The 23,380-nt window shown below is 56.5% G+C and carries 23 protein-coding genes; 13 read left to right on the forward strand and 10 right to left on the reverse strand.

Features of this window, described 5'->3' with window-relative positions; genetic code table 11:
* Nucleotides 1–94 precede the first annotated feature (94 nt).
* The 5 genes from cmoB to KK102_RS11560 are packed head-to-tail and all read right to left on the reverse strand — an operon-like array spanning nucleotide 95 to nucleotide 3,676.
* Nucleotides 95–1,066 (reverse strand): tRNA 5-methoxyuridine(34)/uridine 5-oxyacetic acid(34) synthase CmoB, encoded by a 972-nt coding sequence (cmoB, locus tag KK102_RS11540; RefSeq protein ID WP_216357626.1) that lies wholly within the window; start codon nucleotides 1,064–1,066, stop codon nucleotides 95–97.
* On the reverse strand, nucleotides 1,063–1,806 hold the full coding sequence (gene cmoA, locus KK102_RS11545) for a carboxy-S-adenosyl-L-methionine synthase CmoA (protein ID WP_216357627.1): 744 nt from the start codon (nucleotides 1,804–1,806) through the stop codon (nucleotides 1,063–1,065). The genes cmoB and cmoA overlap by 4 nt, the downstream gene beginning before the upstream one ends.
* A gap of 40 nt (nucleotides 1,807–1,846) precedes the next feature.
* Nucleotides 1,847–2,242 carry an MAPEG family protein gene (locus KK102_RS11550; RefSeq protein ID WP_010432562.1) on the reverse strand — a complete coding sequence of 132 codons (396 nt, stop codon included), beginning with the start codon at nucleotides 2,240–2,242 and terminating at the stop codon, nucleotides 1,847–1,849.
* Between the two features lie 52 nt (nucleotides 2,243–2,294).
* Nucleotides 2,295–3,113 (reverse strand): DUF72 domain-containing protein, encoded by an 819-nt coding sequence (locus KK102_RS11555; RefSeq protein WP_216357628.1) that lies wholly within the window; start codon nucleotides 3,111–3,113, stop codon nucleotides 2,295–2,297.
* On the reverse strand, nucleotides 3,110–3,676 hold the full coding sequence (locus KK102_RS11560) for a hydrolase (RefSeq protein ID WP_126545443.1): 567 nt from the start codon (nucleotides 3,674–3,676) through the stop codon (nucleotides 3,110–3,112). Before KK102_RS11560 ends, KK102_RS11555 begins: the two co-directional genes overlap by 4 nt.
* Nucleotides 3,677–3,940: 264 nt before the next feature.
* On the opposite strand from KK102_RS11560, the gene aspS reads away from it, so the two are divergent.
* The 6 genes from aspS to ruvB all read left to right on the forward strand — a co-directional run bounded on the left by aspS (nucleotide 3,941) and on the right by ruvB (nucleotide 9,196).
* Nucleotides 3,941–5,713, forward strand: coding sequence for an aspartate--tRNA ligase (gene aspS, locus KK102_RS11565; protein WP_216357629.1), 1,773 nt, complete (start codon nucleotides 3,941–3,943; stop codon nucleotides 5,711–5,713).
* Nucleotide 5,714: 1 nt separating this feature from the next.
* A complete protein-coding gene (gene nudB, locus KK102_RS11570) occupies nucleotides 5,715–6,158 on the forward strand; it encodes a dihydroneopterin triphosphate diphosphatase (protein ID WP_216357630.1) in 444 nt (147 codons plus the stop codon).
* 27 nt (nucleotides 6,159–6,185) lie between these two features.
* Entirely contained in the window at nucleotides 6,186–6,926 is a 741-nt protein-coding gene (locus KK102_RS11575; protein WP_047345933.1) for a YebC/PmpR family DNA-binding transcriptional regulator, read from the forward strand.
* Nucleotides 6,927–6,960: 34 nt separating this feature from the next.
* Nucleotides 6,961–7,482, forward strand: a complete 522-nt coding sequence (ruvC, locus tag KK102_RS11580) for a crossover junction endodeoxyribonuclease RuvC (RefSeq protein ID WP_003859749.1) — start codon at nucleotides 6,961–6,963, stop codon at nucleotides 7,480–7,482.
* 80 nt (nucleotides 7,483–7,562) lie between these two features.
* On the forward strand, nucleotides 7,563–8,177 hold the full coding sequence (gene ruvA, locus KK102_RS11585; RefSeq protein ID WP_023312236.1) for a Holliday junction branch migration protein RuvA: 615 nt from the start codon (nucleotides 7,563–7,565) through the stop codon (nucleotides 8,175–8,177).
* A gap of 8 nt (nucleotides 8,178–8,185) precedes the next feature.
* Nucleotides 8,186–9,196, forward strand: a complete 1,011-nt coding sequence (gene ruvB / locus KK102_RS11590; protein ID WP_100166022.1) for a Holliday junction branch migration DNA helicase RuvB — start codon at nucleotides 8,186–8,188, stop codon at nucleotides 9,194–9,196.
* 94 nt (nucleotides 9,197–9,290) lie between these two features.
* On the opposite strand, the gene znuB is transcribed toward ruvB, so the two are convergent.
* On the reverse strand, nucleotides 9,291–10,076 hold the full coding sequence (gene znuB, locus KK102_RS11595) for a zinc ABC transporter permease subunit ZnuB (protein ID WP_126545440.1): 786 nt from the start codon (nucleotides 10,074–10,076) through the stop codon (nucleotides 9,291–9,293).
* Nucleotides 10,073–10,828: a zinc ABC transporter ATP-binding protein ZnuC gene (znuC, locus tag KK102_RS11600; RefSeq protein WP_216357631.1), complete on the reverse strand. Its 756-nt coding sequence runs from the start codon at nucleotides 10,826–10,828 to the stop codon at nucleotides 10,073–10,075. Before znuC ends, znuB begins: the two co-directional genes overlap by 4 nt.
* 77 nt (nucleotides 10,829–10,905) lie before the next feature.
* Between znuC and znuA the strand changes: the two genes are divergently transcribed.
* From znuA to lpxM, 3 genes are all read left to right on the forward strand, one after another.
* Nucleotides 10,906–11,850 carry a zinc ABC transporter substrate-binding protein ZnuA gene (znuA, locus tag KK102_RS11605; protein ID WP_216357632.1) on the forward strand — a complete coding sequence of 315 codons (945 nt, stop codon included), beginning with the start codon at nucleotides 10,906–10,908 and terminating at the stop codon, nucleotides 11,848–11,850.
* A 15-nt stretch (nucleotides 11,851–11,865) separates the two neighbouring features.
* Nucleotides 11,866–13,185, forward strand: coding sequence for a murein DD-endopeptidase MepM (mepM, locus tag KK102_RS11610; RefSeq protein ID WP_148399914.1), 1,320 nt, complete (start codon nucleotides 11,866–11,868; stop codon nucleotides 13,183–13,185).
* Nucleotides 13,186–13,304: 119 nt separating this feature from the next.
* Nucleotides 13,305–14,276 (forward strand): lauroyl-Kdo(2)-lipid IV(A) myristoyltransferase, encoded by a 972-nt coding sequence (gene lpxM, locus KK102_RS11615; RefSeq protein ID WP_089598192.1) that lies wholly within the window; start codon nucleotides 13,305–13,307, stop codon nucleotides 14,274–14,276.
* Between the two features lie 55 nt (nucleotides 14,277–14,331).
* Here the strand turns inward: lpxM and pyk are convergent, their stop codons facing one another.
* Both pyk and KK102_RS11625 read right to left on the reverse strand, forming a co-directional pair.
* Complete coding sequence (gene pyk / locus KK102_RS11620) at nucleotides 14,332–15,774, reverse strand: pyruvate kinase (RefSeq protein ID WP_010432595.1); 1,443 nt, start codon at nucleotides 15,772–15,774, stop codon at nucleotides 14,332–14,334.
* A gap of 114 nt (nucleotides 15,775–15,888) precedes the next feature.
* Complete coding sequence (locus KK102_RS11625) at nucleotides 15,889–16,758, reverse strand: MurR/RpiR family transcriptional regulator (protein ID WP_010432597.1); 870 nt, start codon at nucleotides 16,756–16,758, stop codon at nucleotides 15,889–15,891.
* A gap of 357 nt (nucleotides 16,759–17,115) precedes the next feature.
* Here KK102_RS11625 and zwf point away from each other — a divergent pair, with 357 nt between their 5' ends.
* The 3 genes from zwf (at nucleotide 17,116) to kdgA (ending at nucleotide 21,318) form a co-directional block, all read left to right on the forward strand.
* Nucleotides 17,116–18,591 carry a glucose-6-phosphate dehydrogenase gene (zwf, locus tag KK102_RS11630; protein ID WP_089598193.1) on the forward strand — a complete coding sequence of 492 codons (1,476 nt, stop codon included), beginning with the start codon at nucleotides 17,116–17,118 and terminating at the stop codon, nucleotides 18,589–18,591.
* A gap of 234 nt (nucleotides 18,592–18,825) precedes the next feature.
* Nucleotides 18,826–20,637, forward strand: coding sequence for a phosphogluconate dehydratase (edd, locus tag KK102_RS11635; protein WP_174339742.1), 1,812 nt, complete (start codon nucleotides 18,826–18,828; stop codon nucleotides 20,635–20,637).
* Between the two features lie 39 nt (nucleotides 20,638–20,676).
* The gene (kdgA, locus tag KK102_RS11640; RefSeq protein WP_006811025.1) at nucleotides 20,677–21,318 is read left to right on the forward strand and encodes a bifunctional 4-hydroxy-2-oxoglutarate aldolase/2-dehydro-3-deoxy-phosphogluconate aldolase; all 642 of its coding nucleotides are present in this window, start codon (nucleotides 20,677–20,679) and stop codon (nucleotides 21,316–21,318) included.
* Nucleotides 21,319–21,359: 41 nt separating this feature from the next.
* Here kdgA and purT read toward each other — a convergent pair whose 3' ends face one another.
* Nucleotides 21,360–22,538 (reverse strand): formate-dependent phosphoribosylglycinamide formyltransferase, encoded by a 1,179-nt coding sequence (gene purT / locus KK102_RS11645; protein WP_216357633.1) that lies wholly within the window; start codon nucleotides 22,536–22,538, stop codon nucleotides 21,360–21,362.
* A gap of 169 nt (nucleotides 22,539–22,707) precedes the next feature.
* Between purT and KK102_RS11650 the strand changes: the two genes are divergently transcribed.
* Nucleotides 22,708–23,361 (forward strand): tellurite resistance TerB family protein, encoded by a 654-nt coding sequence (locus tag KK102_RS11650; RefSeq protein WP_126545436.1) that lies wholly within the window; start codon nucleotides 22,708–22,710, stop codon nucleotides 23,359–23,361.
* The last annotated feature ends 19 nt before the right edge of the window (nucleotides 23,362–23,380 follow it).

Consider the following 23,380-nt stretch of genomic DNA (forward strand, 5'->3'; position numbering starts at 1 on the left):
ACCCTGACCCTCTCCCCATAGGGGAGAGGGGACTGTACGGTGCGGTCTTTATCTCCTTCGCCCCTATGGGGAGAGGGCAGGGGTGAGGGGAAAACTACGGCTTCGTTGCAATCAACACCGCACGCATCGGGGCAGGATAGCCTTCAATGGTTTTGCTGCGATCGGCCGGGTCGAGGAACTGCTCCAGCGATTCGGTGATCATCCACTCGGTGCGGCGCTGTTCTTCGAGAGAGGTCACGCTGACATCGGCAATGCGGACATCCACGAACCCACACTTCTCAAGCCAGTTTTTCAGCGCCAGCGCGGAAGGGATGAAATAGACGTTGCGCATCTGCGCGTAGCGGTCGCCCGGCACCAGAACGGCATGTTCATCCCCTTCAATTACCAGCGTTTCCAGCACCAGTTCGCCGCCGCTGACCAGCTGATCTTTCAGTTGCCAGAGATGCTCCAGCGGGGAACGACGGTGGTACAGCACGCCCATGGAGAAAACGGTATCAAACGCTTTCAGGGCAGGGAGCTGCTCAATGCCGAGCGGCAGCAGATGCGCTCGCTGGTCGTTGCCCAGCAGTTTACGCACCGCTTCAAACTGGCACAGGAACAGCTGCATCGGATCGATACCGACCGCCAGATGCGCACCCGCACCAATCATGCGCCACATGTGGTAGCCGCTGCCGCAGCCCACGTCCAGAATGGTGCGCCCGCTCAGGTCTGAAAGATGTGGCAGAACGCGATCCCATTTCCAGTCAGAGCGCCATTCGGTATTAATGTCCACACCGTACAGCGAGAACGGCCCTTTGCGCCACGGCATCAGGTTACGCATCAGGGTCTCGATGCGGTTTATCTGCCCGGGAGGGAGCGGCTCTTCACTTTCCGCCGTCACGCTGTGCAGCAGATCCAGGCGGTGCGGCGTCAGTTCCGGCAGAAACTCCACCGCGTTGGACCACTGCTTAAGCAGCCCATGCTGCTGATCGCGCTGCCAGGTGGCGATTTGCGCAGGCAGGGTTTCCAGCCAGTGAGAGAGGTGATTTTTTGCAATCAGCTGATAGAAGTTGCCGAACTCAATCATGCTGCATCCTCAGCTTTCAGCGCCACCAGAGAGCCAAAGTTAAAGCACTGGAACCAGAGTTCACTGTGCTCGAATCCCGCTTTGCGCAGGCGCGCCTTGTGGGTTTCTACGGAGTCCGTCAGCATCACGTTTTCGAGCATGCTGCGCTTCTGGCTGATCTCCAGCTCGCTGTAGCCGTTCGCACGCTTGAAATCGTGGTGCATGTTGAACAGCAGTTCGCCTACCTTAGCATCCTCGAAGCTGAACTTTTCAGAGAGCACCAGCGCGCCGCCGGGGTTCAGACCTTTATAAATTTTGTCCAGCAGCAGCTGGCGGTCTTCAGGCACCAGGAACTGCAGGGTAAAATTCAGTACCACCATCGACGCGTTTTTGATCTCGATATCACGGATATCGCCTTCCACCACCTCGACAGGGGTGGGGGCTTTATAGGCGTCAATGTGGCGGCGACAGCGTTCAACCATGGCCGGAGAGTTATCGACGGCAATGATTTTGCAGTCATCCTGACGTACGTTACGACGGATCGACAGCGTTGCCGCGCCGAGCGAGCAGCCCAGATCATAGACCTGCGTGCCGGGTTGAACGAAACGTTCGGCCAGCATGCCGATCATAGAGATAATATTGGAGTAACCGGGAACAGAGCGCTGGATCATATCCGGGAAGACTTCGGCTACCCGTTCATCAAAGGTCCAGTCGCCCAGGCTGGCGATAGGCGCGGAAAAAAGCGTGTCGCGATCTGACATAACGTAAAAATCCGGGAAAAATAAAGGGGCGTATTGTGCGCTAACGGAAGGAGAAAACCAACTCCCACGGCATATACCAAAGGTTAGCCAGCACCATCAGCACAAGCGAACACCAGGTCGCGCTCATGCCGGAACGACGCCAGCGAAAAACGCGGTGGTGGTAGCCATAATAATGCATTAACCGACCCGCAATCAGGAGCAGGCCGCAGACGTGCACCATCCAGGTTTCTGCCCCGTTCATTTCCATAAACAGCAGCAGGATCAGCGCGACGGGAATGTATTCAACCGCGTTACCGTGAATGCGAATGGCGCTCTGCAGTTCGGAAAAACCACCATCACCGTAGGAGACGCGGTATTGCATTCTCAGGCGCACAACATCAAATGAAAACTTAATCAGCAGTAATGCACCTAACACCGCATACAGCGCGCTGACCATACAAACTCCCTGTTATTTGGCAGATGGCACCTCTCTATGATAAGTGCCTTCCTCAAAAAAGAGAAGATTGTTGTGGAATAGAAGGGGCGCTGCCGACGGACGGTACCGCGGCCTGCAAGGCCTGCCAGAGAGCATCGACCAGTTCGGGAGCCTGGGCAATGTCGGGGGTGTGCAGGAAAAGATAGGGCGTGGTCGCTTGCTCCCATTTCGCTAACGTTTGCAGCCAGACGGCGAACATATCCTGATTTTGCTGCATGTTATCGCTGCCGATGAACCTGACCATTGGATTTTGCGCGGTCACGATGGCGTGCACCGGAACTTTTGGCTTCTTGCGCTGGGCGTCCACAATCGCCTCATTGTGTGGAATTGCGCTGTGCACCGGACGGCTATCGAGGATCACCCGGTTAATGGAACGTTCAAGAAGACCGCGATTGAGCGCGCGTTCGGCCTCGCCTTTCGCAAAGAAGTCCTGATGACGGACTTCAACGCCGTAGGTGAATTCACGGGGCAGAGCATCCAGGAACTGCCACAGCGCGGGCAAATCGCGTGGGCCAAAGGTGGCGGGAAGCTGGAGCCAGTATTGGCCGATTCGGTTGGCCAGCGGGGACATGCGCGTAAAGAACTCTTCGGTTAAGTCACTGCAGTTACGCAGCGCGGCGTTGTGGGAGATAGTCGCCGGAAATTTAAAGCAGAAGCGAAACGCGTCCGTGGTTTGTTCCCGCCAGCGCTCAACAATCTCTGCTTTGGGGAGCGCGTACAGCGTGGTATTACCCTCGACGCAGTTGAAGTGTCGGGCATACTCTTCAAGGCTGGTGATGCCCAGACGCACCCATTTCGGGTGCGACCACTGGGGCAGGCCCACGAACATCATAAGGCGCTTAGAATCTCGCTTGTGCTGCGCACGCGACCGATGCGCGGGAAGATGTGGCTCATGCTGCCCTGATGCTGCTCCGCAGATGCCGCGCTGCACGCGTCTTCGGCAATCACCAGGTTAAAACCTAATTCCCAGGCGTTGCGGGCCGTTGATTCCACGCCGATGTTGGTGGAGATCCCGCACAGGATAATGGTGTCGATCCCGCGACGGCGCAGCTGAAGCTCCAGATCGGTGCCGTAGAACGCGCCCCACTGGCGTTTGGTGACTTCGATATCGCTGTCGCGCTTGCCGAGCGAGAGAGGATATGTCCACCAGTTGTCCGGCAATGCGTGCGCGGCAGCCTGTGCGTCGACCGGCTGTTTCAACGCTTCGGCGAAATCCGCTGACCAGCCGACGCGCACCATGACAACAGGCGCACCGCTGGCGCGGCATTTTTCCGCGAGACGGGCCGCACGGCTGACCACATCGTCAGCGGTATGTGGGCCACCGGCAAAGGGGAGGATCCCTTCCTGTAAATCAATCACCACAAGTGCAGTTTTGGTGGCATCAAGTGTCAACATAGTCACTCCAGTTAAATGAATAGCTTCGGCTACACCTTACGACGTGATGGTCTGTTATCGGTCGGATAATTTTGTTAATTTTTGTGAGAATACGCAATAAGAGTGCAGCAAACGAGCGTCAGGACGCGCTTCTCTCTTATCGTCCGGCGGAATTTCCAGTATAATAGCCGCCTTTTTTCATCCAGTTGTGACATACAGAAAGCTGCGACATCGTGGCCTGCAAGACAGGCGACAATCAGCCTGCGGCTAATTAAGGGATATCTCATGCGTACAGAATATTGCGGGCAGCTGCGTCAGTCCCACGTCGGGCAGCAGGTTACCCTGTGTGGTTGGGTCAACCGTCGTCGTGATCTTGGTAGCCTTATCTTCATCGATATGCGCGACCGCGAAGGTATCGTTCAGGTATTCTTCGATCCGGATCGTGCAGAGGCGTTGAAGCTGGCTTCTGAACTGCGTAATGAGTTCTGCATTCAGGTCACCGGCACCGTGCGTGCGCGTGACGAGAAAAACGTTAACGCAGACATGGCGACCGGTGCGATTGAAGTCCTGGCGTCTGACCTCGTTATCATTAACCGTGCTGAAGCGCTGCCGCTGGACTCCAACCACGTCAACACTGAAGAAGCGCGTCTTAAGTATCGTTACCTGGATCTGCGTCGCCCGGAGATGGCCCAGCGCCTGAAAACCCGTGCGAAAATCACCAGCCTGGTGCGTCGCTTTATGGATGACCACGGTTTCCTCGATATCGAAACCCCGATGCTGACCAAAGCCACGCCGGAAGGCGCGCGCGATTATCTGGTCCCGTCCCGCGTTCATAAAGGCAAATTCTACGCGCTGCCGCAGTCTCCGCAGCTGTTCAAACAGCTGCTGATGATGTCCGGCTTCGATCGCTACTATCAGATCGTTAAATGCTTCCGCGACGAAGACCTGCGCGCTGACCGCCAGCCAGAATTTACCCAGATCGACGTGGAAACCTCCTTCATGACCGCCGAGCAGGTGCGTGAAGTAATGGAAGCCCTGGTACGTAGCCTGTGGAATGACGTGAAGGGCGTTGAGCTGGGTGACTTCCCAATCATGACCTTTGCTGAAGCCGAGCGTCGCTACGGCTCCGACAAACCAGACCTGCGTAACCCGATGGAGCTGGTGGACGTTGCAGACCTGGTGAAAGCCGTTGAGTTTGCGGTGTTTGCTGGCCCGGCTAACGATCCGAAAGGCCGCGTCGCGGCGCTGCGCGTTCCGGGCGGTGCGGCCCTGAGCCGCAAGCAGATCGACGACTACGGCAACTTCATTAAGATCTACGGCGCGAAAGGTCTGGCCTATATTAAGGTGACCGAACGCGCGAAAGGCCTGGAAGGTATCACCAGCCCGGTCGCGAAATTCCTGAACGCAGACATCGTGGAAGCGATCCTTGAGCGCACCGGCGCGCAGGACGGCGACATGATCTTCTTCGGCGCAGACAACAAGAAAGTCGTGGCGGATGCGATGGGCGCGCTGCGTCTGAAGCTCGGCAAGGACCTGAGCCTGACCGACGAGAGCAAATGGGCGCCGCTGTGGGTTATCGACTTCCCAATGTTTGAAGACGACGGTGAAGGTGGCCTGACCGCAATGCACCACCCGTTCACCTCGCCAAAAGACATGAGTGCGGCAGAGCTGAAAGCAGCGCCGGAAGAGGCGGTCGCGAACGCTTACGACATGGTTATCAACGGCTACGAAGTGGGCGGCGGTTCCGTGCGTATTCACAGCGGTGAAATGCAGCAGACCGTGTTTGGCATTCTCGGTATTAACGAGCAAGAGCAGCGCGAGAAATTCGGCTTCCTGCTGGACGCGCTGAAATACGGCACGCCTCCGCACGCGGGTCTGGCTTTCGGTCTTGACCGTCTGACCATGCTGCTGACCGGCACCGATAACATCCGTGATGTTATCGCCTTCCCGAAAACTACTGCTGCCGCGTGTCTGATGACCGAAGCGCCAAGCTTTGCCAACCCGGCCGCACTGGCTGAGCTGGGCATTGAGGTGGTGAAGAAGGAAGAGAAAAACTGATATGACATATAAGCTCCCCGTTTCGGTCCTGGTGGTCATTTATGCAGAAGACACGAAGCGGGTGCTGATGTTGCAGCGGCGCGATGACCCTGATTTTTGGCAGTCGGTTACCGGCAGTCTGGAAGAGGGGGAGACCGCGCCGCAGGCCGCCGCGCGTGAAGTAAAGGAAGAGGTCGCCATTGATGTTGCTCGCGAGCAACTGACCCTGAAGGACTGTCAGCGCACGGTGGAGTTTGAAATTTTTAGCCATTTACGTCATCGCTATGCGCCGGGTATCGAACGCAATACGGAATCGTGGTTCTGTCTTGCGCTTCCCCACGAACGGGAGATCGTGTTCACTGAACACCTGACCTACCGCTGGATGAATGCAGCGGATGCCGCCGCACTCACTAAGTCGTGGAGCAACCGGCAGGCGATTGAAGAATTTGTAATTAACGCGGCCTGAGAAGGCGCGATTTTTGGAGAACTTTTTATGGCAGGTCATAGTAAGTGGGCCAACACCAAACACCGCAAAGCAGCACAGGATGCCAAGCGCGGTAAGATCTTTACCAAAATCATTCGCGAGCTGGTGACGGCAGCGCGTCTGGGCGGCGGCGACCCGGCTTCTAACCCGCGTCTGCGCGCGGCGGTGGATAAAGCGCTGTCGAACAACATGACGCGTGACACCCTGAACCGCGCAATCGCACGTGGCGTGGGCGGCGATGAAGACGCGAACATGGAAACCATCATTTATGAAGGTTACGGTCCTGGCGGTACAGCGGTAATGGTTGAGTGCCTGTCCGACAACCGTAACCGTACCGTAGCGGAAGTGCGCCATGCGTTCACCAAAACCGGTGGTAACCTGGGCACTGACGGTTCCGTGGCTTACCTGTTCAGCAAAAAAGGCGTCATCTCCTTCGAGAAAGGCGATGAAGATGTCATCATGGAAGCGGCGCTGGAAGCCGGTGCGGAAGACGTGGTGACCTTTGACGACGGTGCTATCGACGTCTACACCGCGTGGGAAGAGATGGGTGCGGTGCGCGACGCGCTGGAAGCGGCTGGTCTGAAAGCGGACAACGCTGAAGTCTCCATGATCCCGTCCACCAAAGCGGATATGGATGCAGAGACTGCGCCAAAACTGCTGCGTCTTATCGACATGCTCGAAGACTGCGACGACGTGCAGGAAGTGTACCACAACGGTGAGATCTCTGATGAGGTTGCAGCGACTCTCTAATGAGAGCGTATAAATCCGTTACAGGAGACGCGTGATGTCGATTATTCTCGGGATTGACCCAGGCTCACGCGTCACCGGTTATGGCGTTATCCGTCAGGTTGGACGCCAGCTAACCTACCTGGGCAGCGGCTGTATTCGCACCAAAGTGGACGATCTGCCGTCGCGCCTGAAGCTCATTTATGCGGGCGTGTCGGAGATCATCACCCAGTTTCAGCCCGACTATTTCGCTATCGAGCAGGTCTTTATGGCTAAAAACGCCGATTCGGCGCTAAAGCTCGGTCAGGCGCGTGGTGTCGCCATCGTCGCTGCGGTCAACCAGGATTTGCCGGTATTTGAATACGCGGCACGTCAGGTCAAGCAGACGGTGGTGGGCATCGGTAGCGCGGAGAAAAGTCAGGTGCAGCACATGGTGCGTACCTTGCTGAAGCTTCCCGCAAACCCGCAGGCCGACGCCGCCGATGCGCTGGCCATTGCGATTACCCACTGTCACGTCAGCCAGAACGCGATGCAGATGAGCGAGTCGCGGCTTAATCTGGCGCGAGGCAGGTTACGATAATGAGAAATCAGGCTGGATAAACATCCAGCCTTTTTTTATTATGTCGGCAGTTACTTTCTCCCAGAACGCAGGAGCGTCACGTGATAGGCAGACTCAGAGGCATCATCATTGAAAAACAACCCCCGTTAGTGCTGCTGGAAGTAGGTGGCGTGGGCTATGAAGTCCATATGCCGATGACCTGCTTCTACGAGCTGCCGGACGCGGGCAAAGAGGCGATTGTCTTTACCCAGTTTGTGGTGCGTGAAGATGCCCAGCTGCTGTACGGCTTCAATAACAAGCAGGAACGCACTTTGTTCCGCGAGCTGATTAAGACCAACGGCGTCGGGCCGAAGCTGGCGCTGGCGATTTTATCCGGCATGTCCGCACCACAGTTTGTGAATGCCGTTGAGCGCGAAGATCCTGCGGCGCTGATTAAACTCCCTGGCATTGGCAAGAAAACCGCCGAGCGTCTGATTGTCGAGATGAAAGACCGCTTTAAAGGCCTGCATGGCGATCTGTTCACGCCGGCTGCCGATTTGGTACTGACCTCGCCAGGCGGCCCTGCCACGGATGATGATGCCGAGCAGGAAGCGGTTGCCGCGCTGGTGGCGCTGGGCTATAAACCTCAGGAGGCCAGCCGTATGGTGAGTAAAATTGCCAAACCGGACGCCAGCAGTGAAACCCTGATTCGCGAAGCGCTGCGCGCCGCATTGTGAGGTAAAGGATGATTGAAGCAGACCGCCTGGTATCGGCAGGCACTATTCAGGCAGATGACGTGGTGGATCGCGCGATCCGCCCTAAGCTGCTTGATGAGTATATCGGCCAGCCGCAGGTTCGTTCCCAGATGGAGATTTTCATCCAGGCGGCAAAGCTGCGCGGCGATGCGCTCGATCACCTGTTGATTTTCGGCCCGCCGGGGTTAGGTAAAACCACGCTGGCGAATATCGTTGCCAATGAAATGGGCGTGAATCTGCGCACCACCTCCGGTCCGGTGCTGGAGAAAGCGGGCGATCTGGCGGCAATGCTCACCAACCTTGAGCCGCACGACGTGCTGTTTATCGATGAAATCCACCGTCTGTCGCCGGTGGTGGAGGAAGTGCTCTATCCGGCGATGGAAGACTACCAGCTGGATATCATGATCGGCGAAGGTCCAGCCGCGCGCTCCATTAAAATCGATCTGCCGCCGTTTACCCTGATTGGCGCCACGACCCGCGCCGGGTCGTTAACTTCTCCGCTGCGCGACCGTTTCGGCATCGTGCAGCGCCTGGAGTTTTACCAGGTGCCCGATCTCCAGCATATTGTTGGCCGTAGCGCCCGCTATATGGGTCTGGAGATGAGCGAAGAGGGCGCGTTTGAAGTGGCGAAGCGTTCCCGCGGTACGCCGCGTATCGCAAATCGCCTGCTGCGACGCGTGCGTGACTTTGCCGAAGTGAAGCATGATGGTTCGATTTCGGCAGAGATCGCCGCCCAGGCGCTGGATATGCTGAACGTCGATGCGGAAGGCTTCGATTACATGGACCGTAAGCTACTGCTGGCGGTACTGGATAAGTTCTTTGGCGGCCCGGTCGGGCTGGATAACCTGGCGGCGGCAATCGGAGAAGAGCGAGAGACGATTGAGGATGTGCTGGAGCCGTATCTGATCCAGCAGGGCTTCCTGCAGCGTACGCCGCGTGGACGTATGGCGACGGTGCGAGCGTGGAATCATTTCGGCATTACGCCACCGGCGATGCCGTAAATAATGCCGGGTGGCGGCTCCGCCTTACCCGGCCTACAATTTGAATTTGGCCTTTGTAGCCCCGGTAAGCGAAGCGCCACCGGGGAAAAGCCAACTACTGCGCTGTCTTCTTCATCATACTGAAAATAAACAACACCGCCGCACACAGCACCACTGACGGCCCTGCTGGCGTGTCATAAAACGCCGAGAAGGTCAGCCCACCCGTTACCGCAATCATCCCGATAATGACGGCCACACCGGCCATCTGCTCGGGCGTACGGGCGAAACGACGCGCGGTTGCCGCAGGGATGATCAGCAGCGACGTGATAATCAGCGCGCCGACGAACTTCATCGCCACGCCGATGGTCAATGCCGTCACCAGCATCAGCAGCAATTTTACGCGCTGCAGCTTCACGCCGTCGACAAACGCCAGGTCCGGGCTTACGGTCATCGCCAGCAAATTACGCCACTGCCAGAGCAGAATAGCGAGCACCACCACCACGCCGATGGCGATAGCGATGAGGTCTTCCGGCGTCACGGCCAGCAGATCGCCAAACAGGTATGCCATCAGGTCAACGCGGATGTTCGACATCAGGCTGACGACCACCAGGCCGAGAGAGAGGGCGCTGTGCGCCATGATGCCAAGCAATGTATCGATGGCGAGGTGAGGGCGTTTCTCCAGCCAGACCAGACCGGCCGCCAGCAGCAGCGTGACCACAATCACCGCGTAGAAGGGGTTGACGTCCAGCAGCAGGCCGAAGGCAACGCCCAACAGTGACGCATGTGCCAGCGTATCGCCGAAATAGGACATTCTGCGCCAGACAACAAACGAGCCCAGCGGGCCCGCGGCGCAGGCAAGCATAATCCCGGCCAGCCAGCCGGGCAGTAACAGTTCAATCATGAGTGTCCGTTTCCCCGGCGCAGGACAATTCGTCCCTGTAAATCATGGCGGTGGTTATGATGATGGCGGTAAATCCCCAGCTGTTCAGCGCCGCGAGGGCCGAACATTGAGATGAACTCCGGGTGCATCGAGACCACTTCCGGCGTGCCGGAGCAGCAGATGTGATGGTTCAGACACAGCACTTCGTCAGTTTTCGCCATCACCAGGTGCAGATCGTGAGAGACCATCAGCACCGCGCAATCAAGCTCACGACGAAGCTGGTCGATCAAATCATAAAGCGCAACCTGACCGTTCACGTCCACGCCCTGGGTGGGTTCATCCAGCACGAGCAGCTGCGGGCTGCTCAGCAGCGCGCGGGCAAGCAACACGCGCTGGGTTTCACCGCCAGAAAGCTTTTGTAACGGGGCATCGACAAGATGACCTGCCTGCACGCGTTTCAGCGCAGGGAGGATATCGGCCTTACGGGTACCCGGGCGCAGACGCAGAAAGCGGCTAACCGTCAGCGGCAGCGTGGCGTCCAGTTGTAATTTTTGCGGTACATAGCCGATACGCAGTTTATCTTCGCGTTTAATAACACCTTCATCGGGGGCTACCAAACCCAGAACCACGCGCACGAGCGTAGATTTGCCTGCGCCATTAGGGCCAAGCAAAGTCAGAATTTTGCCGGGTTTTAGATCCAGCGACACGTCAGAAAGGACGCGGCGCTGGCCGAATGATACCGACACATTTTCAAGGGAAACCAAAGTCGTCATGTCAATTTAAGCTTGCAGAAGTCAACGAATGTTATAATATCACATTCCACGCATTCATTACGATGATTAGTCGCATTATGTTACATAAAAATACGCTTCTTTTCGCAGCATTATCCGCTGCGCTTTGGGGGACAACAGCACAAGATGTTAACGCCGCCGTTGTCGCTTCGCTTAAACCGCTTGGATTCATTGCCGCGGCCATAGCTGATGGGGTGACTCAGACCGAGGTTCTGCTCCCGGATGGTGCATCCGAGCACGATTATGCTCTGCGTCCGTCTGATGTAAAACGCTTACAAAACGCGGACTTAGTCGTCTGGATTGGACCAGAAATGGAAGCGTTCATGCAGAAGTCGGCGAAACAGGTACCCGATGCAAAACAGGTCACTATTGCCGAACTTTCTGGCGTAACGCCGCTGCTCATGAAAGGGGCAGATGATGACGGTGACGAACACGACCACGATCATGCTCACGACGAAAAAGGTGACGAGCATCACCATCACGGCGAGTACAATATGCATCTCTGGCTCTCCCCAGAGATAGCGCGGCTTTCGGCGGTTGCAATCCATGACAAATTAGTGGAACTTATGCCGCAAAGTCGAGTCAAACTCGACGCCAACCTGAAAGCGTTTGAAGCTCAATTAGCTGCAACCGACAAGCAGGTGGCTACCGAGCTCGCACCGCTAAAAGGAAAAGGGTATTTCGTTTTTCATGACGCCTATGGCTATTACGAAAAACATTACGGCCTGACCCCGCTGGGGCACTTTACCGTTAACCCTGAAATTCAGCCTGGTGCGCAGCGTTTACATGAGATCAGAACACAGTTGGTTGAGCAAAAAGCGACGTGCGTTTTTGCTGAGCCACAGTTCAGGCCAGCGGTCGTAGAAGCCGTGGCCAGGGGAACATCCGTGCGCATGGGAACCCTTGACCCGCTAGGTACGAACATCCAGTTGAGCAAAGCGAGCTATTCGCAGTTCCTCAGCCAACTGGGGAATCAGTATGCGAGCTGCCTGAAAGGAGATTAACGAGGAAGTGAATACGTGCAACAGATAGCCCGCTCTGTCGCCCTGGCATTTAACAATCTGCCTCGACCCCACCGCGTTATGCTGGGGTCGCTTACAGTTCTCACCTTAGCGGTCGCCGTCTGGCGGCCCTATGTTTACCACCCGAGTTCTGCCCCTATCATTAAAACCATCGAGCTTGAGAAAAGTGAGATCCGTTCGCTGTTGCCTGAGGCCAGTGAACCTATCGACCAGGCTGCTCAGGAAGATGAAGCTATCCCGCAGGATGAACTTGACGATAAAATCTCCAATGAAGCGGGTATCCATGAATATGTCGTGTCGACCGGTGATACGCTGAGCAGCGTGCTCAACCAGTACGGTATCGACATGGGGAATATCAGCCAGCTCGCGGCCTCGGACAAAGATCTGCGTAATCTGAAAATTGGTCAACAGCTCTCCTGGACCTTAACCGCAGATGGCGATTTACAACGTCTGACCTGGGAGATGTCCCGCCGCGAAACCCGCACCTACGATCGCACTGCAAACGGTTTCAAAATGACCAGCGAAATGCAGCAGGGCGACTGGGTTAACAGCGTGATGAAGGGTACCGTCGGGGCGAGCTTTGTTTCAAGCGCGCGCGATGCCGGGCTGACCAGCGCTGAAATCAGCTCGGTGATAAAAGCCATGCAGTGGCAGATGGATTTCCGCAAACTGAAAAAAGGCGACGAATTCTCCGTGCTGATGTCCCGCGAAATGCTGGACGGTAAGCGCGAGCAGAGCCAGCTGGTGGGCGTTCGTTTACGCTCTGATGGCAAAGATTATTACGCGATCCGTGCCGAAGACGGTAAGTTCTACGACCGTAGCGGTACGGGGCTTGCGAAGGGCTTCCTGCGCTTCCCAACGGCTAAGCAGTTCCGTGTCTCCTCAAACTTCAACCCGCGCCGTCTTAACCCTGTCACCGGACGCGTTGCGCCGCACCGTGGTGTAGACTTCGCGATGCCACAAGGTACGCCAGTGCTGTCGGTTGGCGATGGCGAAGTGGTCATGGCAAAACGCAGCGGCGCGGCAGGGTATTACGTGGCTATCCGTCACGGTCGTACTTACACCACGCGCTATATGCACCTGCGTAAGCTGCTGGTTAAACCTGGCCAGAAAGTGAAGCGTGGCGACCGCATTGCGCTCTCGGGTAACACCGGACGTTCAACCGGCCCGCATCTCCACTATGAAGTGTGGATCAACCAGCAGGCCGTGAATCCGCTGACGGCGAAATTGCCGCGTACCGAAGGTCTGACGGGTAAAGATCGTACCGATTACCTGGCACAGGTCAAAGAGGTGATGCCACAGCTGCGCTTTGATTAAGCCCTCTGTTTGTTAATGAAGCCGGCGTCTGTATGCGCCGGCTTTTTCTTTTGTACGCAAGCGACTGCCTCGCTACACTATCTGAATATATTTTTGCGTCACCAGACCCTGGAACCAGCATGGAAACCAAAAAAAACAATATTGAATACATTCCTGAGTTTGAAAAATCTTTTCGCCATCCGCGCAACTGGGGCGCCTGGCTTGGGGTATATGCTTTTGCTGGCATAGCGATGCTGCCTGCTTCGGTACGCGATCCCGTTCTGGGTAAAATTGGCCGCCTGGCCGGACGTTTAGGCAAGAGCGCCCGCCGTCGCGCGCAGATCAACCTTTACTACTGTTTTCCTGAAAAAAGCGAGGCTGAGCGCGAAGCCATCATCGATGAGATGTACACCACCGCGCCGCAGGCAATGGCGATGATGGCCGAACTGGCGCTGAAAGGGCCGGAGAAGATCGTCGACCGCGTTGACTGGAAAGGGCTGGAAATCATTGACGAAATGCGTCGCAACGACGAAAAGGTTATTTTCCTCGTGCCTCACGGCTGGGGCGTTGATATTCCGGCGATGCTGATGGCATCTCAGGGCCAGAAAATGGCGGCGATGTTCCATAACCAGGGTAACAAGATCTATGATTTTGTCTGGAACACAGTGCGCCGTCGCTTTGGTGGACGTTTGCATGCGCGAAACGATGGCATCAAGCCGTTTATTCAGTCTGTTCGTCAGGGCTACTGGGGATACTATCTGCCGGATCAGGACCACGGCCCGGAGCACAGCGAGTTTGTCGATTTCTTCGCAACGTACAAAGCCACGCTGCCTGCGATTGGTCGCCTGATGAAGGTTTGCCGTGCTCGCGTGATCCCGCTGTTCCCGGTCTATGATGGTAAAACGCATCGCCTGAGCATTGAGGTGCGGCCGCCGATGGATGACCTGCTGACCGCAGACGATCGCACTATCGCGCGGCGTATGAATGAAGAGGTGGAAATTCTGGTGGGGCCGCATGCCGAACAGTACACGTGGATACTGAAGCTGCTGAAGACGCGTAAGCCGGGTGAAACAGAGCCGTATAAGCGTAAAGAGCTTTTCCCGAGGAAATAAAAAACCTTCCCCCTCACCCTGCCCCTCTCCCCATAGGGGGAGAGGGGAGCGGATCTTACTCTACGGTCAGTACGCGAGTGGTATTGGTTGAGCCGATGGTGCTCATCACATCACCCTGCGTCACGATGACGATATCACCGGACACCAGGTAGCCTTTGTCGCGCAGCAGGTTCACGGCATCGTGCGCGGCAGCGACGCCGTCATTGGTGCTGTCGAAGTGAACCGGGGTCACGCCGCGGTACAGCGCCGTCAGGTTCAGCGTACGTTCGTGACGGGACATGGCGAAGATCGGCAGGCCGGAGCTGATACGCGAGGTCATCAGCGCGGTGCGGCCAGATTCGGTCATGGTGATGATGGCAGTCACCCCTTTCAGGTGGTTGGCTGCGTACATCGCAGACATCGCAATCGCTTCTTCCACGTTGTCGAACTGAATGTCCAGACGGTGTTTAGAGACGTTAATGCTTGGGATCTTCTCTGCACCCAGGCACACGCGCGCCATGGCGGCCACGGTTTCTGCCGGATACTGGCCCGCAGCGGTTTCCGCAGACAGCATTACCGCATCGGTACCGTCCAGCACGGCGTTAGCCACGTCCATCACTTCCGCACGGGTTGGCATTGGGTTAGTGATCATGGATTCCATCATCTGGGTGGCGGTGATCACCGCGCGGTTCAGCTGGCGCGCGCGACGGATCAGCGCTTTCTGGATGCCGACCAGTTCCGGGTCGCCAATTTCTACACCCAGATCGCCACGGGCAACCATCACCACGTCAGACGCCAGAATCACGTCGTCCATCGCGTCCTGATCGCACACGGCTTCAGCACGCTCCACTTTGGCAACGATCTTCGCGTCGCAGCCTGCATCACGCGCCAGACGACGGGCATAGTTCAGGTCTTCGCCGCAGCGCGGGAAGGAGACGGCAAGGTAATCGACGCCAATTTGCGCCGCAGTTACGATATCCGCTTTGTCTTTGTCGGTCAGCGCTTCTGCAGACAGGCCGCCGCCGAGTTTGTTGATACCTTTATTGTTCGAGAGCGGGCCACCGACGGTCACTTCGGTGAATACCTTCATGCCCTGAACTTCGAGGACTTTCAGCTGTACGCGTCCATCATCGAGCAGCAGGATGTCGCCAGGCACAACGTCAGCAGGCAGACCCTTATAGTCGATACCCACTTTCTCTTTGTCGCCTTCGCCTTTGCTCAGGTTGGCATCCAGCAGGAATTTATCGCCGATATTGAGGAAGACTTTGCCTTCTTTAAAGGTCGATACGCGGATTTTTGGACCCTGAAGGTCACCGAGAATGGCAACATGGCGGCCCAGTTTAGCCGCGATTTCACGCACTTTATCGGCACGCAATTTATGGTCTTCTGGCGTACCGTGAGAGAAGTTCATACGCACCACGTTGGCACCCGCGGCGATAATCTTTTCAAGATTATTATCGCGATCGGTAGCCGGGCCTAATGTAGTTACGATCTTGGTTCTGCGAAGCCTTCTGGACATGTAATACTCCGTTGACTGAAACAACTTTGGTGTTGCGTGAACATTAAATCGGCCTTCATCTGCCGCAAGGCAGCAAAGAGGGGACCGAATGCCGTAAGTCGTACATCTTAGTTATTAGGGAACATCGCTCTTTATAAGCAATTCTTTATCAAAACGCGATTCCTTGAGCGCTTCCTTGACACGCTTCAAGTTATCTCTGAATTTTGCACCCCTGCGCAAGGTAAAACCGGTCGCCAGCACGTCAATCACCGTTAGCTGCGCCAGACGTGACACCATAGGCATATACATGTCGGTGTCTTCCGGCACGTCCAGAGTGATGGCGAGCGTTGCTTCCCGCGCCAGCGGCGTGCCTGCGGTCGTCAGGGCAATCACCATGGCATCGTTTTCACGTGCCAGTTGAGCCAGCTCAACCTGGCTCTTGGTGCGCCCGGTGTGCGAGATCAGTACCACGACATCATCTTCGCTACAATTCATACAGCTCATGCGTTGCAGCACAATGTCATCGGTATAAATTACCGGTACGTTAAAGCGGAAGAACTTGTTCATGGCATCATGCGCCACGGCAGCCGACGAGCCAAGACCGAAGAAGGCAATGCGTTTGGCCTGCGTCAGTAAATCGACCGCGCGATTGACCGAGCCCATGTCCAGCGACTGACGTACGTGGTCCAGCGTCGCCATGGCGGATTCAAATATTTTCGCTGTGTATGCATCAACGCTGTCGTCTTCATCCACATTGCGATTAACATACGGGGTGCCGTTTGCCAGACTTTGCGCAAGATGCAGTTTAAAATCAGGAAAGCCGCGCGTTTCAAGGCTGCGGCAGAATCGATTAACCGTCGGTTCGCTGACGCCCGACTCCTGCGCCAGAGCGGCGATGCTTGAATGAATCGCCTGAGCGGGAGAGGCAAGAATAACTTCGGCCACTTTTCGCTCGGATTTGCTAAGGTGTTCCAGTTGAAACTGGATTTTTTCCAGCATGTTCATTGTTAACAGGGCGCTCGTGGGGGTGGAAACGATTTCATTAATAGATGAAATCGAGATTCGATTTAGCCGATATTACCCCTGTGTTTTACTAAAGGGTAACAGTCGACAAGAAATGTTGTTGTTTTTTTTCATTACTTGATCGATGTCGGATTTTGCTGGGACCCTGTTGCGCAAAGAATCGACGTTTGTTGCGTCATTGCGCCATCGCTAACGTCTGAAGGGCGGAAAATCGCGGTATCGCACGCGACGTTAAGCGCTAATGGTTTCAGGAATGACGTAAAAGCAGTACAGTGCATTGTAATAAAATTACAACGATACCTGGCAGAAGCACCAGGTGATCTAACTGAGGAGAATGACATGGCGGTAACGCAAACAGCCCAGGCATGTGACCTGGTCATTTTCGGCGCGAAAGGCGATTTAGCACGCCGAAAATTGCTGCCTTCCCTGTATCAACTGGAGAAAGCGGGTCAAATTCATCCGGATACCCGTATCCTGGGTGTAGGGCGCGCCGACTGGGACAAGGACGCTTATACAAAAGTGGTGCGCGAAGCGCTCGAAACTTTCATGAAAGAGAAAATTGATGAAAGTTTGTGGGATACGCTGAGCGGACGCCTTGATTTCTGCAATCTGGACGTGAACGACGTAAGCGCCTTTACCCGTCTGGGCGAGATGCTGGATCAAAAAAATCGCGTCACCATTAACTATTTTGCGATGCCGCCAAGCACCTTCGGCGCGATCTGCAAAGGTCTGGGCGAAGCGAAGCTGAACGCTAAACCGGCACGCGTCGTAATGGAAAAACCGCTGGGTACCTCGCTGGCAACGTCGCGGGAAATCAACGACCAGGTGGGCGAGTTCTTTGAAGAGTGCCAGGTCTACCGTATCGACCACTATCTCGGAAAAGAGACGGTACTGAACCTGCTGGCGCTGCGTTTTGCGAACTCCCTGTTTGTGAATAACTGGGACAACCGCACCATCGACCACGTGGAGATCACCGTGGCGGAAGAGGTGGGGATTGAAGGTCGCTGGGGTTACTTTGACCAGGCCGGTCAGATGCGCGACATGATCCAGAACCACCTGCTGCAAATTCTGTGCATGATTGCCATGTCTCCACCGTCTGACCTGACGGCCGACAGCATTCGTGACGCCAAAGTGAAAGTGCTGAAATCACTGCGCCGCATCGACCGCTCCAACGTGCGTGAGAAGACCGTCCGCGGCCAGTACACCGCCGGGTTTGCTCAGGGCAAAAAAGTGCCTGGCTATCTGGAAGAAGAGGGCGCGAACAAGTCCAGCAACACCGAGACGTTCGTGGCGATCCGCGTGGATATCGACGACTGGCGATGGGCGGGGGTTCCGTTCTACCTGCGTACCGGAAAACGTCTGCCTGCTAAATGCTCCGAAGTGGTGGTTTACTTCAAAAACCCAGAGCTGAACCTGTTTAAAGAGTCCTGGCAGGAGCTGCCGCAGAACAAACTGACCATTCGTCTGCAGCCGGACGAGGGCGTGGATATCCAGATCCTGAATAAAGTGCCGGGTCTGGATCACAAACATAACTTGCAGACCACCAAGCTGGATCTGAGCTACTCCGAAACCTTCAATCAGACGCACCTGGCTGATGCTTACGAGCGTCTGCTGCTGGAAACCATGCGCGGTATCCAGGCGCTGTTCGTGCGCCGCGACGAAGTGGAAGAGGCGTGGAAATGGGTCGACTCCATCACCGAAGCCTGGGCTGCCGATCAGGATGCGCCAAAACCGTATCAGGCAGGGACCTGGGGACCGGTTGCATCGGTTGCGATGATCACCCGTGACGGTCGTTCCTGGAACGAGTTTGAGTAACAGTCGCCTCTAGCCCAAAGGTGTTATTTTACCGGTAACATGATCTAACACAGCTAGTGGCACATTTTTTAAACTTTTAAGCTCCGCGTGGATTCACCCGCGGAGCTTTTTTTATTACACTGCCGGAAGCGATTTTGCCCTTGAGCTCCGGACAGCAAGCGTTTCAGCGTTGTTAACAACTGCCAGCGACTTTGTAAACTCCCGAGCCCAGACAAATAAATTAGAGGAGCTTTTATGAATCCGATATTGTTACGCGTAACACAACGCATCATTGAACGCTCGAAAGAGACCCGTTCCGCCTACCTCGCCCGTATTGAACAAGCAAAGAGTGAGACCGTCCACCGTTCGCAGCTGGCCTGCGGTAACCTCGCGCACGGTTTCGCCGCCTGCCAGCCGGGTGATAAAGATTCGCTGAAAAGCATGCTGCGTAACAATATCGCCATCATCACCTCCTACAACGATATGCTCTCCGCACACCAGCCGTATGAGGTCTATCCCACTATCATTCGTAACGCGCTGCACAGCGTAAATGCCGTGGGTCAGGTGGCAGGCGGTGTGCCCGCTATGTGCGACGGCGTGACGCAGGGACAGGACGGGATGGAGCTGTCGCTGCTGAGCCGCGAAGTGATTGCGATGTCTGCGGCGGTGGGCCTGTCTCACAATATGTTCGATGGCGCGCTCTATCTCGGCGTATGCGACAAGATCGTCCCTGGCCTGGTGATGGCGGCGCTGTCATTTGGTCATCTGCCCGCGATTTTCGTGCCGTCCGGCCCGATGGCGAGCGGTCTGCCAAATAAAGAAAAAGTGCGTATCCGCCAGCTCTACGCGGAAGGCAAAGCCGATCGTCAGGCGCTGCTGGAAGCGGAGGCCGCCTCCTACCATGCGCCGGGCACCTGTACCTTCTACGGTACGGCCAACACCAACCAGATGGTGGTGGAGTTCATGGGGATGCAGCTTCCTGGATCATCCTTTATCCAGCCGGATGCGCCGCTGCGCAAGGCGCTGACTGAAGCCGCGGCGCGTCAGGTGACGCGTCTGACCGGGAACGGCAACGACTGGATGCCGATGGGCAAAATGGTTGATGAGAAAGTCATCGTCAACGGGATTGTTGCGCTGCTGGCAACCGGTGGTTCAACCAACCACACCATGCACCTGGTCGCGATGGCGCGCGCGGCGGGCATCCTGATCAACTGGGATGACTTCTCCGACATCTCCTCCGTGGTGCCGCTGATGGCGCGCCTGTACCCGAACGGTCCGGCAGACATCAACCACTTCCAGGCGGCAGGCGGCGTTCCTGTCCTGATGCGCGAGCTGCTGAAAGGCGGTCTGCTGCATGAAGACGTTAACACGGTGGCGGGCTTTGGCCTCCAGCGTTACACCCTCGAACCGTGGCTGAACAACGGCGAGCTGGACTGGCGCGAAGGGGCGAGCGACTCTCTCGATCCTCAGGTAATCGCGACCTTCGAACAGCCGTTCTCGCGTCACGGTGGCACCAAAGTGCTGAGCGGTAACCTCGGTCGTGCAGTCATGAAGACCTCTGCCGTCCCGGAAGAGAACCAGATTATCGAAGCTCCTGCGGTGGTATTTGAAAGCCAGCACGACGTGCTGCCTGCCTTTGACGCGGGCCTGCTTGATAAAGACTGCGTGGTGGTGGTGCGTCATCAGGGGCCAAAAGCCAACGGGATGCCAGAATTACATAAACTTATGCCCCCACTTGGTGTATTATTGGACCGCCGTTTCAAAATTGCACTGGTGACCGATGGACGCCTCTCTGGCGCATCGGGTAAAGTGCCTTCTGCCATCCACGTGACCCCGGAAGCGTATGACGGTGGTTTGCTGGCAAAAGTGCGTGATGGTGACATGATCCGCGTGAACGGTCAGACAGGTGAGTTAACCCTGCTGGTCGATGATGCAGAGCTGGCAGCGCGTCAGCCTCATATTCCTGACCTGAGCGCATCGCGCGTGGGCACCGGACGCGAAATGTTTGGCGCGCTGCGCGAGAAGCTGTCCGGCGCAGAGCAGGGCGCAACCTGTATTACGTTTTAAGACGACGTGTTTTTAACGATCTGGCGAGAGAAAACTCTGATGAAAAACTGGAAAACAAGTGCAGAAGCAATCCTGACCACTGGCCCTGTCGTGCCGGTCATCGTGGTGAACAAACTGGAGCACGCTGTCCCAATGGCGAAAGCGCTGGTTGCGGGCGGCGTTCGCGTCCTGGAAGTGACCCTGCGCACCGCGTGTGCGATGGACGCTATCCGCGCTATCGCCAAAGAAGTGCCGGATGCCATCATCGGTGCGGGTACCGTTCTGAATGCGCAGCAGCTGGCTGAAGTGACCGAAGCCGGTGCTCAGTTCGCTATCAGCCCGGGACTGACTGAGCCTCTGCTGAAAGCGGCAACCGAAGGTTCTATCCCTCTGATCCCTGGTATCAGCACCGTGTCTGAACTGATGCTGGGCATGGATTACGGTCTGAAAGAGTTTAAATTCTTCCCGGCTGAAGCCAACGGCGGCACCAAAGCGCTACAGGCGATTGCGGGTCCATTCTCTCAGGTGCGTTTCTGCCCGACCGGCGGTATCTCTCCAGCCAACTACCGTGACTACCTGGCGCTGAAAAGCGTGCTGTGTATCGGCGGTTCATGGCTGGTGCCGGCGGACGCGCTGGAAGCCGGTGACTGGGATCGCATCACCAAACTGGCTCGCGAAGCGGTTGAAGGTGCGAAACAGTAAGTTAATCGCAGCATGAAAAACGGGCCTTTTGGCCCGTTTTTTTATCCCTCAACCTTGACGTTCGCAGCGGCCGCTTTCGCTCTCCCCACGGCGTCGTCAACGTTATCTCCGGTGGCTAACGCTACGCCCAAACGACGGGTTCCGTCAATCTCCGGCTTGCCGAACAGACGGACCTGCAGGCCTGCGCCTACCGCGCCTTCGACGTTATCAAACGTCAGGTTCCGGCTGGTCAACTCGGGCAGGATCACTGCCGATGCCGCAGGGCCGTACTGGCGAATGCCGCCAACAGGCAGGCCGAGGAAAGCGCGCACGTGCAGGGCGAACTCGGAGAGATCCTGCGAAATAAGCGTTACCATTCCCGTATCGTGCGGACGAGGGGAGACTTCGCTGAAAATCACCTCGTCGCCGCACACAAACAGCTCGACGCCGAACAGGCCATGGCCGCCGAGCGCCAGGACGGTTCGACGGGCGATCTCCTGCGCGCGCTCCAGCGCCAGAGCGCTCATCTGCTGCGGCTGCCAGGATTCACGGTAATCGCCGTCTTCCTGACGGTGGCCAATCGGGTCGCAGAAATGGACGCCATCCACGGTGCTAACGGTGAGCAGAGTGATTTCGAAATCAAACTTCACGACCCCCTCAACAATCACGCGACCGGCTCCGGCACGACCGCCCTGCTGGGCGTAATCCCACGCGCTATCCAGCGCGCTGCTGTCGCGAATAAAGCTCTGTCCTTTACCGGAGGAGCTCATCACCGGCTTAATGATGCATGGGTAGCCAATCTCTTCCACGGCCTGCAGGAATGCGGCTTTATCGCCAGCAAAGCGATAGCTTGACGTGGGCAATTCAAGCTCCTCCGCTGCCAGGCGGCGAATGCCCTCGCGGTTCATGGTGAGCTTCGCGGCTCTGGCGCAGGGCACCACGCGCTGGCCTTCCTGCTCGAGAGCAATGAGCGTATCGGTGGCAATGGCTTCAATTTCTGGCACCACGAAATCCGGCTTTTCTTTGGCAATCAGATCGCGCAGCGCGTCGCCATCCAGCATATTGATGACGTAAGAACGGTGGGCGACGTGCATCGCAGGGGCGTCGGCATAGCGGTCAACCGCAATGACTTCCACGCCTAAACGCTGGCACTCGATGGCGACTTCTTTACCCAGTTCACCCGATCCCAAAAGCATTACACGCGTCGCCGCAGGTCGCAGCGCGGTTCCTAAACGAGTCATAAAAATCCCCCTGAAAAAGTTGCGGGCAGTATAAACGAAAACGTTTGCGTCTGTCTTGCGCAGGGGGCGTTTCGTCACGCAAGAATTTGCGCTTCTTTAGTGCAGGCAGACATTTCCTGACACCCACTCGCTTAGGCTGTGAGCATATGCACCGTTAAGTGAGGAAATTATGTCAGGCTGGTTAAATCAACTGCAATCCATGCTGGGTCAGAAAGGCACATCCGCCGGCGAGCAGGGGCTCAGCAAGCTCCTGGTACCGGGCGCGCTGGGAGGATTGGCGGGGCTGCTGGTCGCCAATAAGTCATCGCGTAAGCTGCTGGCGAAATATGGCACTGGTGCGCTCCTGGCAGGGGGCGGAGCCATCGCGGGTACCGTCCTGTGGAACAAATACAAGGACAAAGTGCGCACCGCGCATCAGGATGAGCCGCAATACGGCGAGCATGTGACACCGCTGGATCTCCGAACAGAGCGGCTCATTCTGGCGCTGGTATTTGCAGCCAAAAGCGACGGGCATATTGATAGCAAAGAGCGCGCGGCGATAGAGCAGCAGATGCGTGAGGCCGGCGTGGAAGAGCAGGGCAGAGCGCTGGTTGCGCAGGCCATCGAACAGCCTCTCGATCCCCAGCGTCTGGCGCAAAGCGTGAGGAACGAAGAAGAGGCGCTGGAGCTCTATTTTCTGAGCTGCGCGGCTATCGATGTCGATCACTTTATGGAGCGCAGCTACCTGAACGCGCTCGGCGATGCGCTGAAGATCCCTCAGGATGTTCGTGAGGGTATTGAGCAGGATATTCAGCAGCAAAAACAGACGTTACAGGCCGGGTAATCAACTGATGTGGTCATGT

The sequence above is a fragment of the Enterobacter quasimori genome (assembly GCF_018597345.1).
In the GTDB taxonomy this organism is placed as follows: Bacteria; Pseudomonadota; Gammaproteobacteria; order Enterobacterales; family Enterobacteriaceae; genus Enterobacter; species Enterobacter mori.

Excerpts from the sequence above, each read along its gene's own strand:
- edd (WP_174339742.1), top strand. The coding sequence starts at position 18,826 with ATGAATCCGATATTGTTACGCGTAACACAACGCATCATTGAACGCTCG.
- ruvC (WP_003859749.1), top strand. The coding sequence starts at position 6,961 with ATGTCGATTATTCTCGGGATTGACCCAGGCTCACGCGTCACCGGTTAT.
- zwf (WP_089598193.1), top strand. The coding sequence starts at position 17,116 with ATGGCGGTAACGCAAACAGCCCAGGCATGTGACCTGGTCATTTTCGGC.
- KK102_RS11650 (WP_126545436.1), top strand. The coding sequence starts at position 22,708 with ATGTCAGGCTGGTTAAATCAACTGCAATCCATGCTGGGTCAGAAAGGC.
- cmoB (WP_216357626.1), bottom strand. The coding sequence starts at position 1,066 with ATGATTGAGTTCGGCAACTTCTATCAGCTGATTGCAAAAAATCACCTC.
- znuB (WP_126545440.1), bottom strand. The coding sequence starts at position 10,076 with ATGATTGAACTGTTACTGCCCGGCTGGCTGGCCGGGATTATGCTTGCC.
- znuA (WP_216357632.1), top strand. The coding sequence starts at position 10,906 with ATGTTACATAAAAATACGCTTCTTTTCGCAGCATTATCCGCTGCGCTT.
- KK102_RS11555 (WP_216357628.1), bottom strand. The coding sequence starts at position 3,113 with ATGATGTTCGTGGGCCTGCCCCAGTGGTCGCACCCGAAATGGGTGCGT.
- aspS (WP_216357629.1), top strand. The coding sequence starts at position 3,941 with ATGCGTACAGAATATTGCGGGCAGCTGCGTCAGTCCCACGTCGGGCAG.
- KK102_RS11575 (WP_047345933.1), top strand. The coding sequence starts at position 6,186 with ATGGCAGGTCATAGTAAGTGGGCCAACACCAAACACCGCAAAGCAGCA.
- znuC (WP_216357631.1), bottom strand. The coding sequence starts at position 10,828 with ATGACGACTTTGGTTTCCCTTGAAAATGTGTCGGTATCATTCGGCCAG.
- lpxM (WP_089598192.1), top strand. The coding sequence starts at position 13,305 with ATGGAAACCAAAAAAAACAATATTGAATACATTCCTGAGTTTGAAAAA.
- purT (WP_216357633.1), bottom strand. The coding sequence starts at position 22,538 with ATGACTCGTTTAGGAACCGCGCTGCGACCTGCGGCGACGCGTGTAATG.
- nudB (WP_216357630.1), top strand. The coding sequence starts at position 5,715 with ATGACATATAAGCTCCCCGTTTCGGTCCTGGTGGTCATTTATGCAGAA.
- KK102_RS11625 (WP_010432597.1), bottom strand. The coding sequence starts at position 16,758 with ATGAACATGCTGGAAAAAATCCAGTTTCAACTGGAACACCTTAGCAAA.
- KK102_RS11560 (WP_126545443.1), bottom strand. The coding sequence starts at position 3,676 with ATGTTGACACTTGATGCCACCAAAACTGCACTTGTGGTGATTGATTTA.
- kdgA (WP_006811025.1), top strand. The coding sequence starts at position 20,677 with ATGAAAAACTGGAAAACAAGTGCAGAAGCAATCCTGACCACTGGCCCT.
- pyk (WP_010432595.1), bottom strand. The coding sequence starts at position 15,774 with ATGTCCAGAAGGCTTCGCAGAACCAAGATCGTAACTACATTAGGCCCG.
- ruvB (WP_100166022.1), top strand. The coding sequence starts at position 8,186 with ATGATTGAAGCAGACCGCCTGGTATCGGCAGGCACTATTCAGGCAGAT.
- KK102_RS11550 (WP_010432562.1), bottom strand. The coding sequence starts at position 2,242 with ATGGTCAGCGCGCTGTATGCGGTGTTAGGTGCATTACTGCTGATTAAG.
- cmoA (WP_216357627.1), bottom strand. The coding sequence starts at position 1,806 with ATGTCAGATCGCGACACGCTTTTTTCCGCGCCTATCGCCAGCCTGGGC.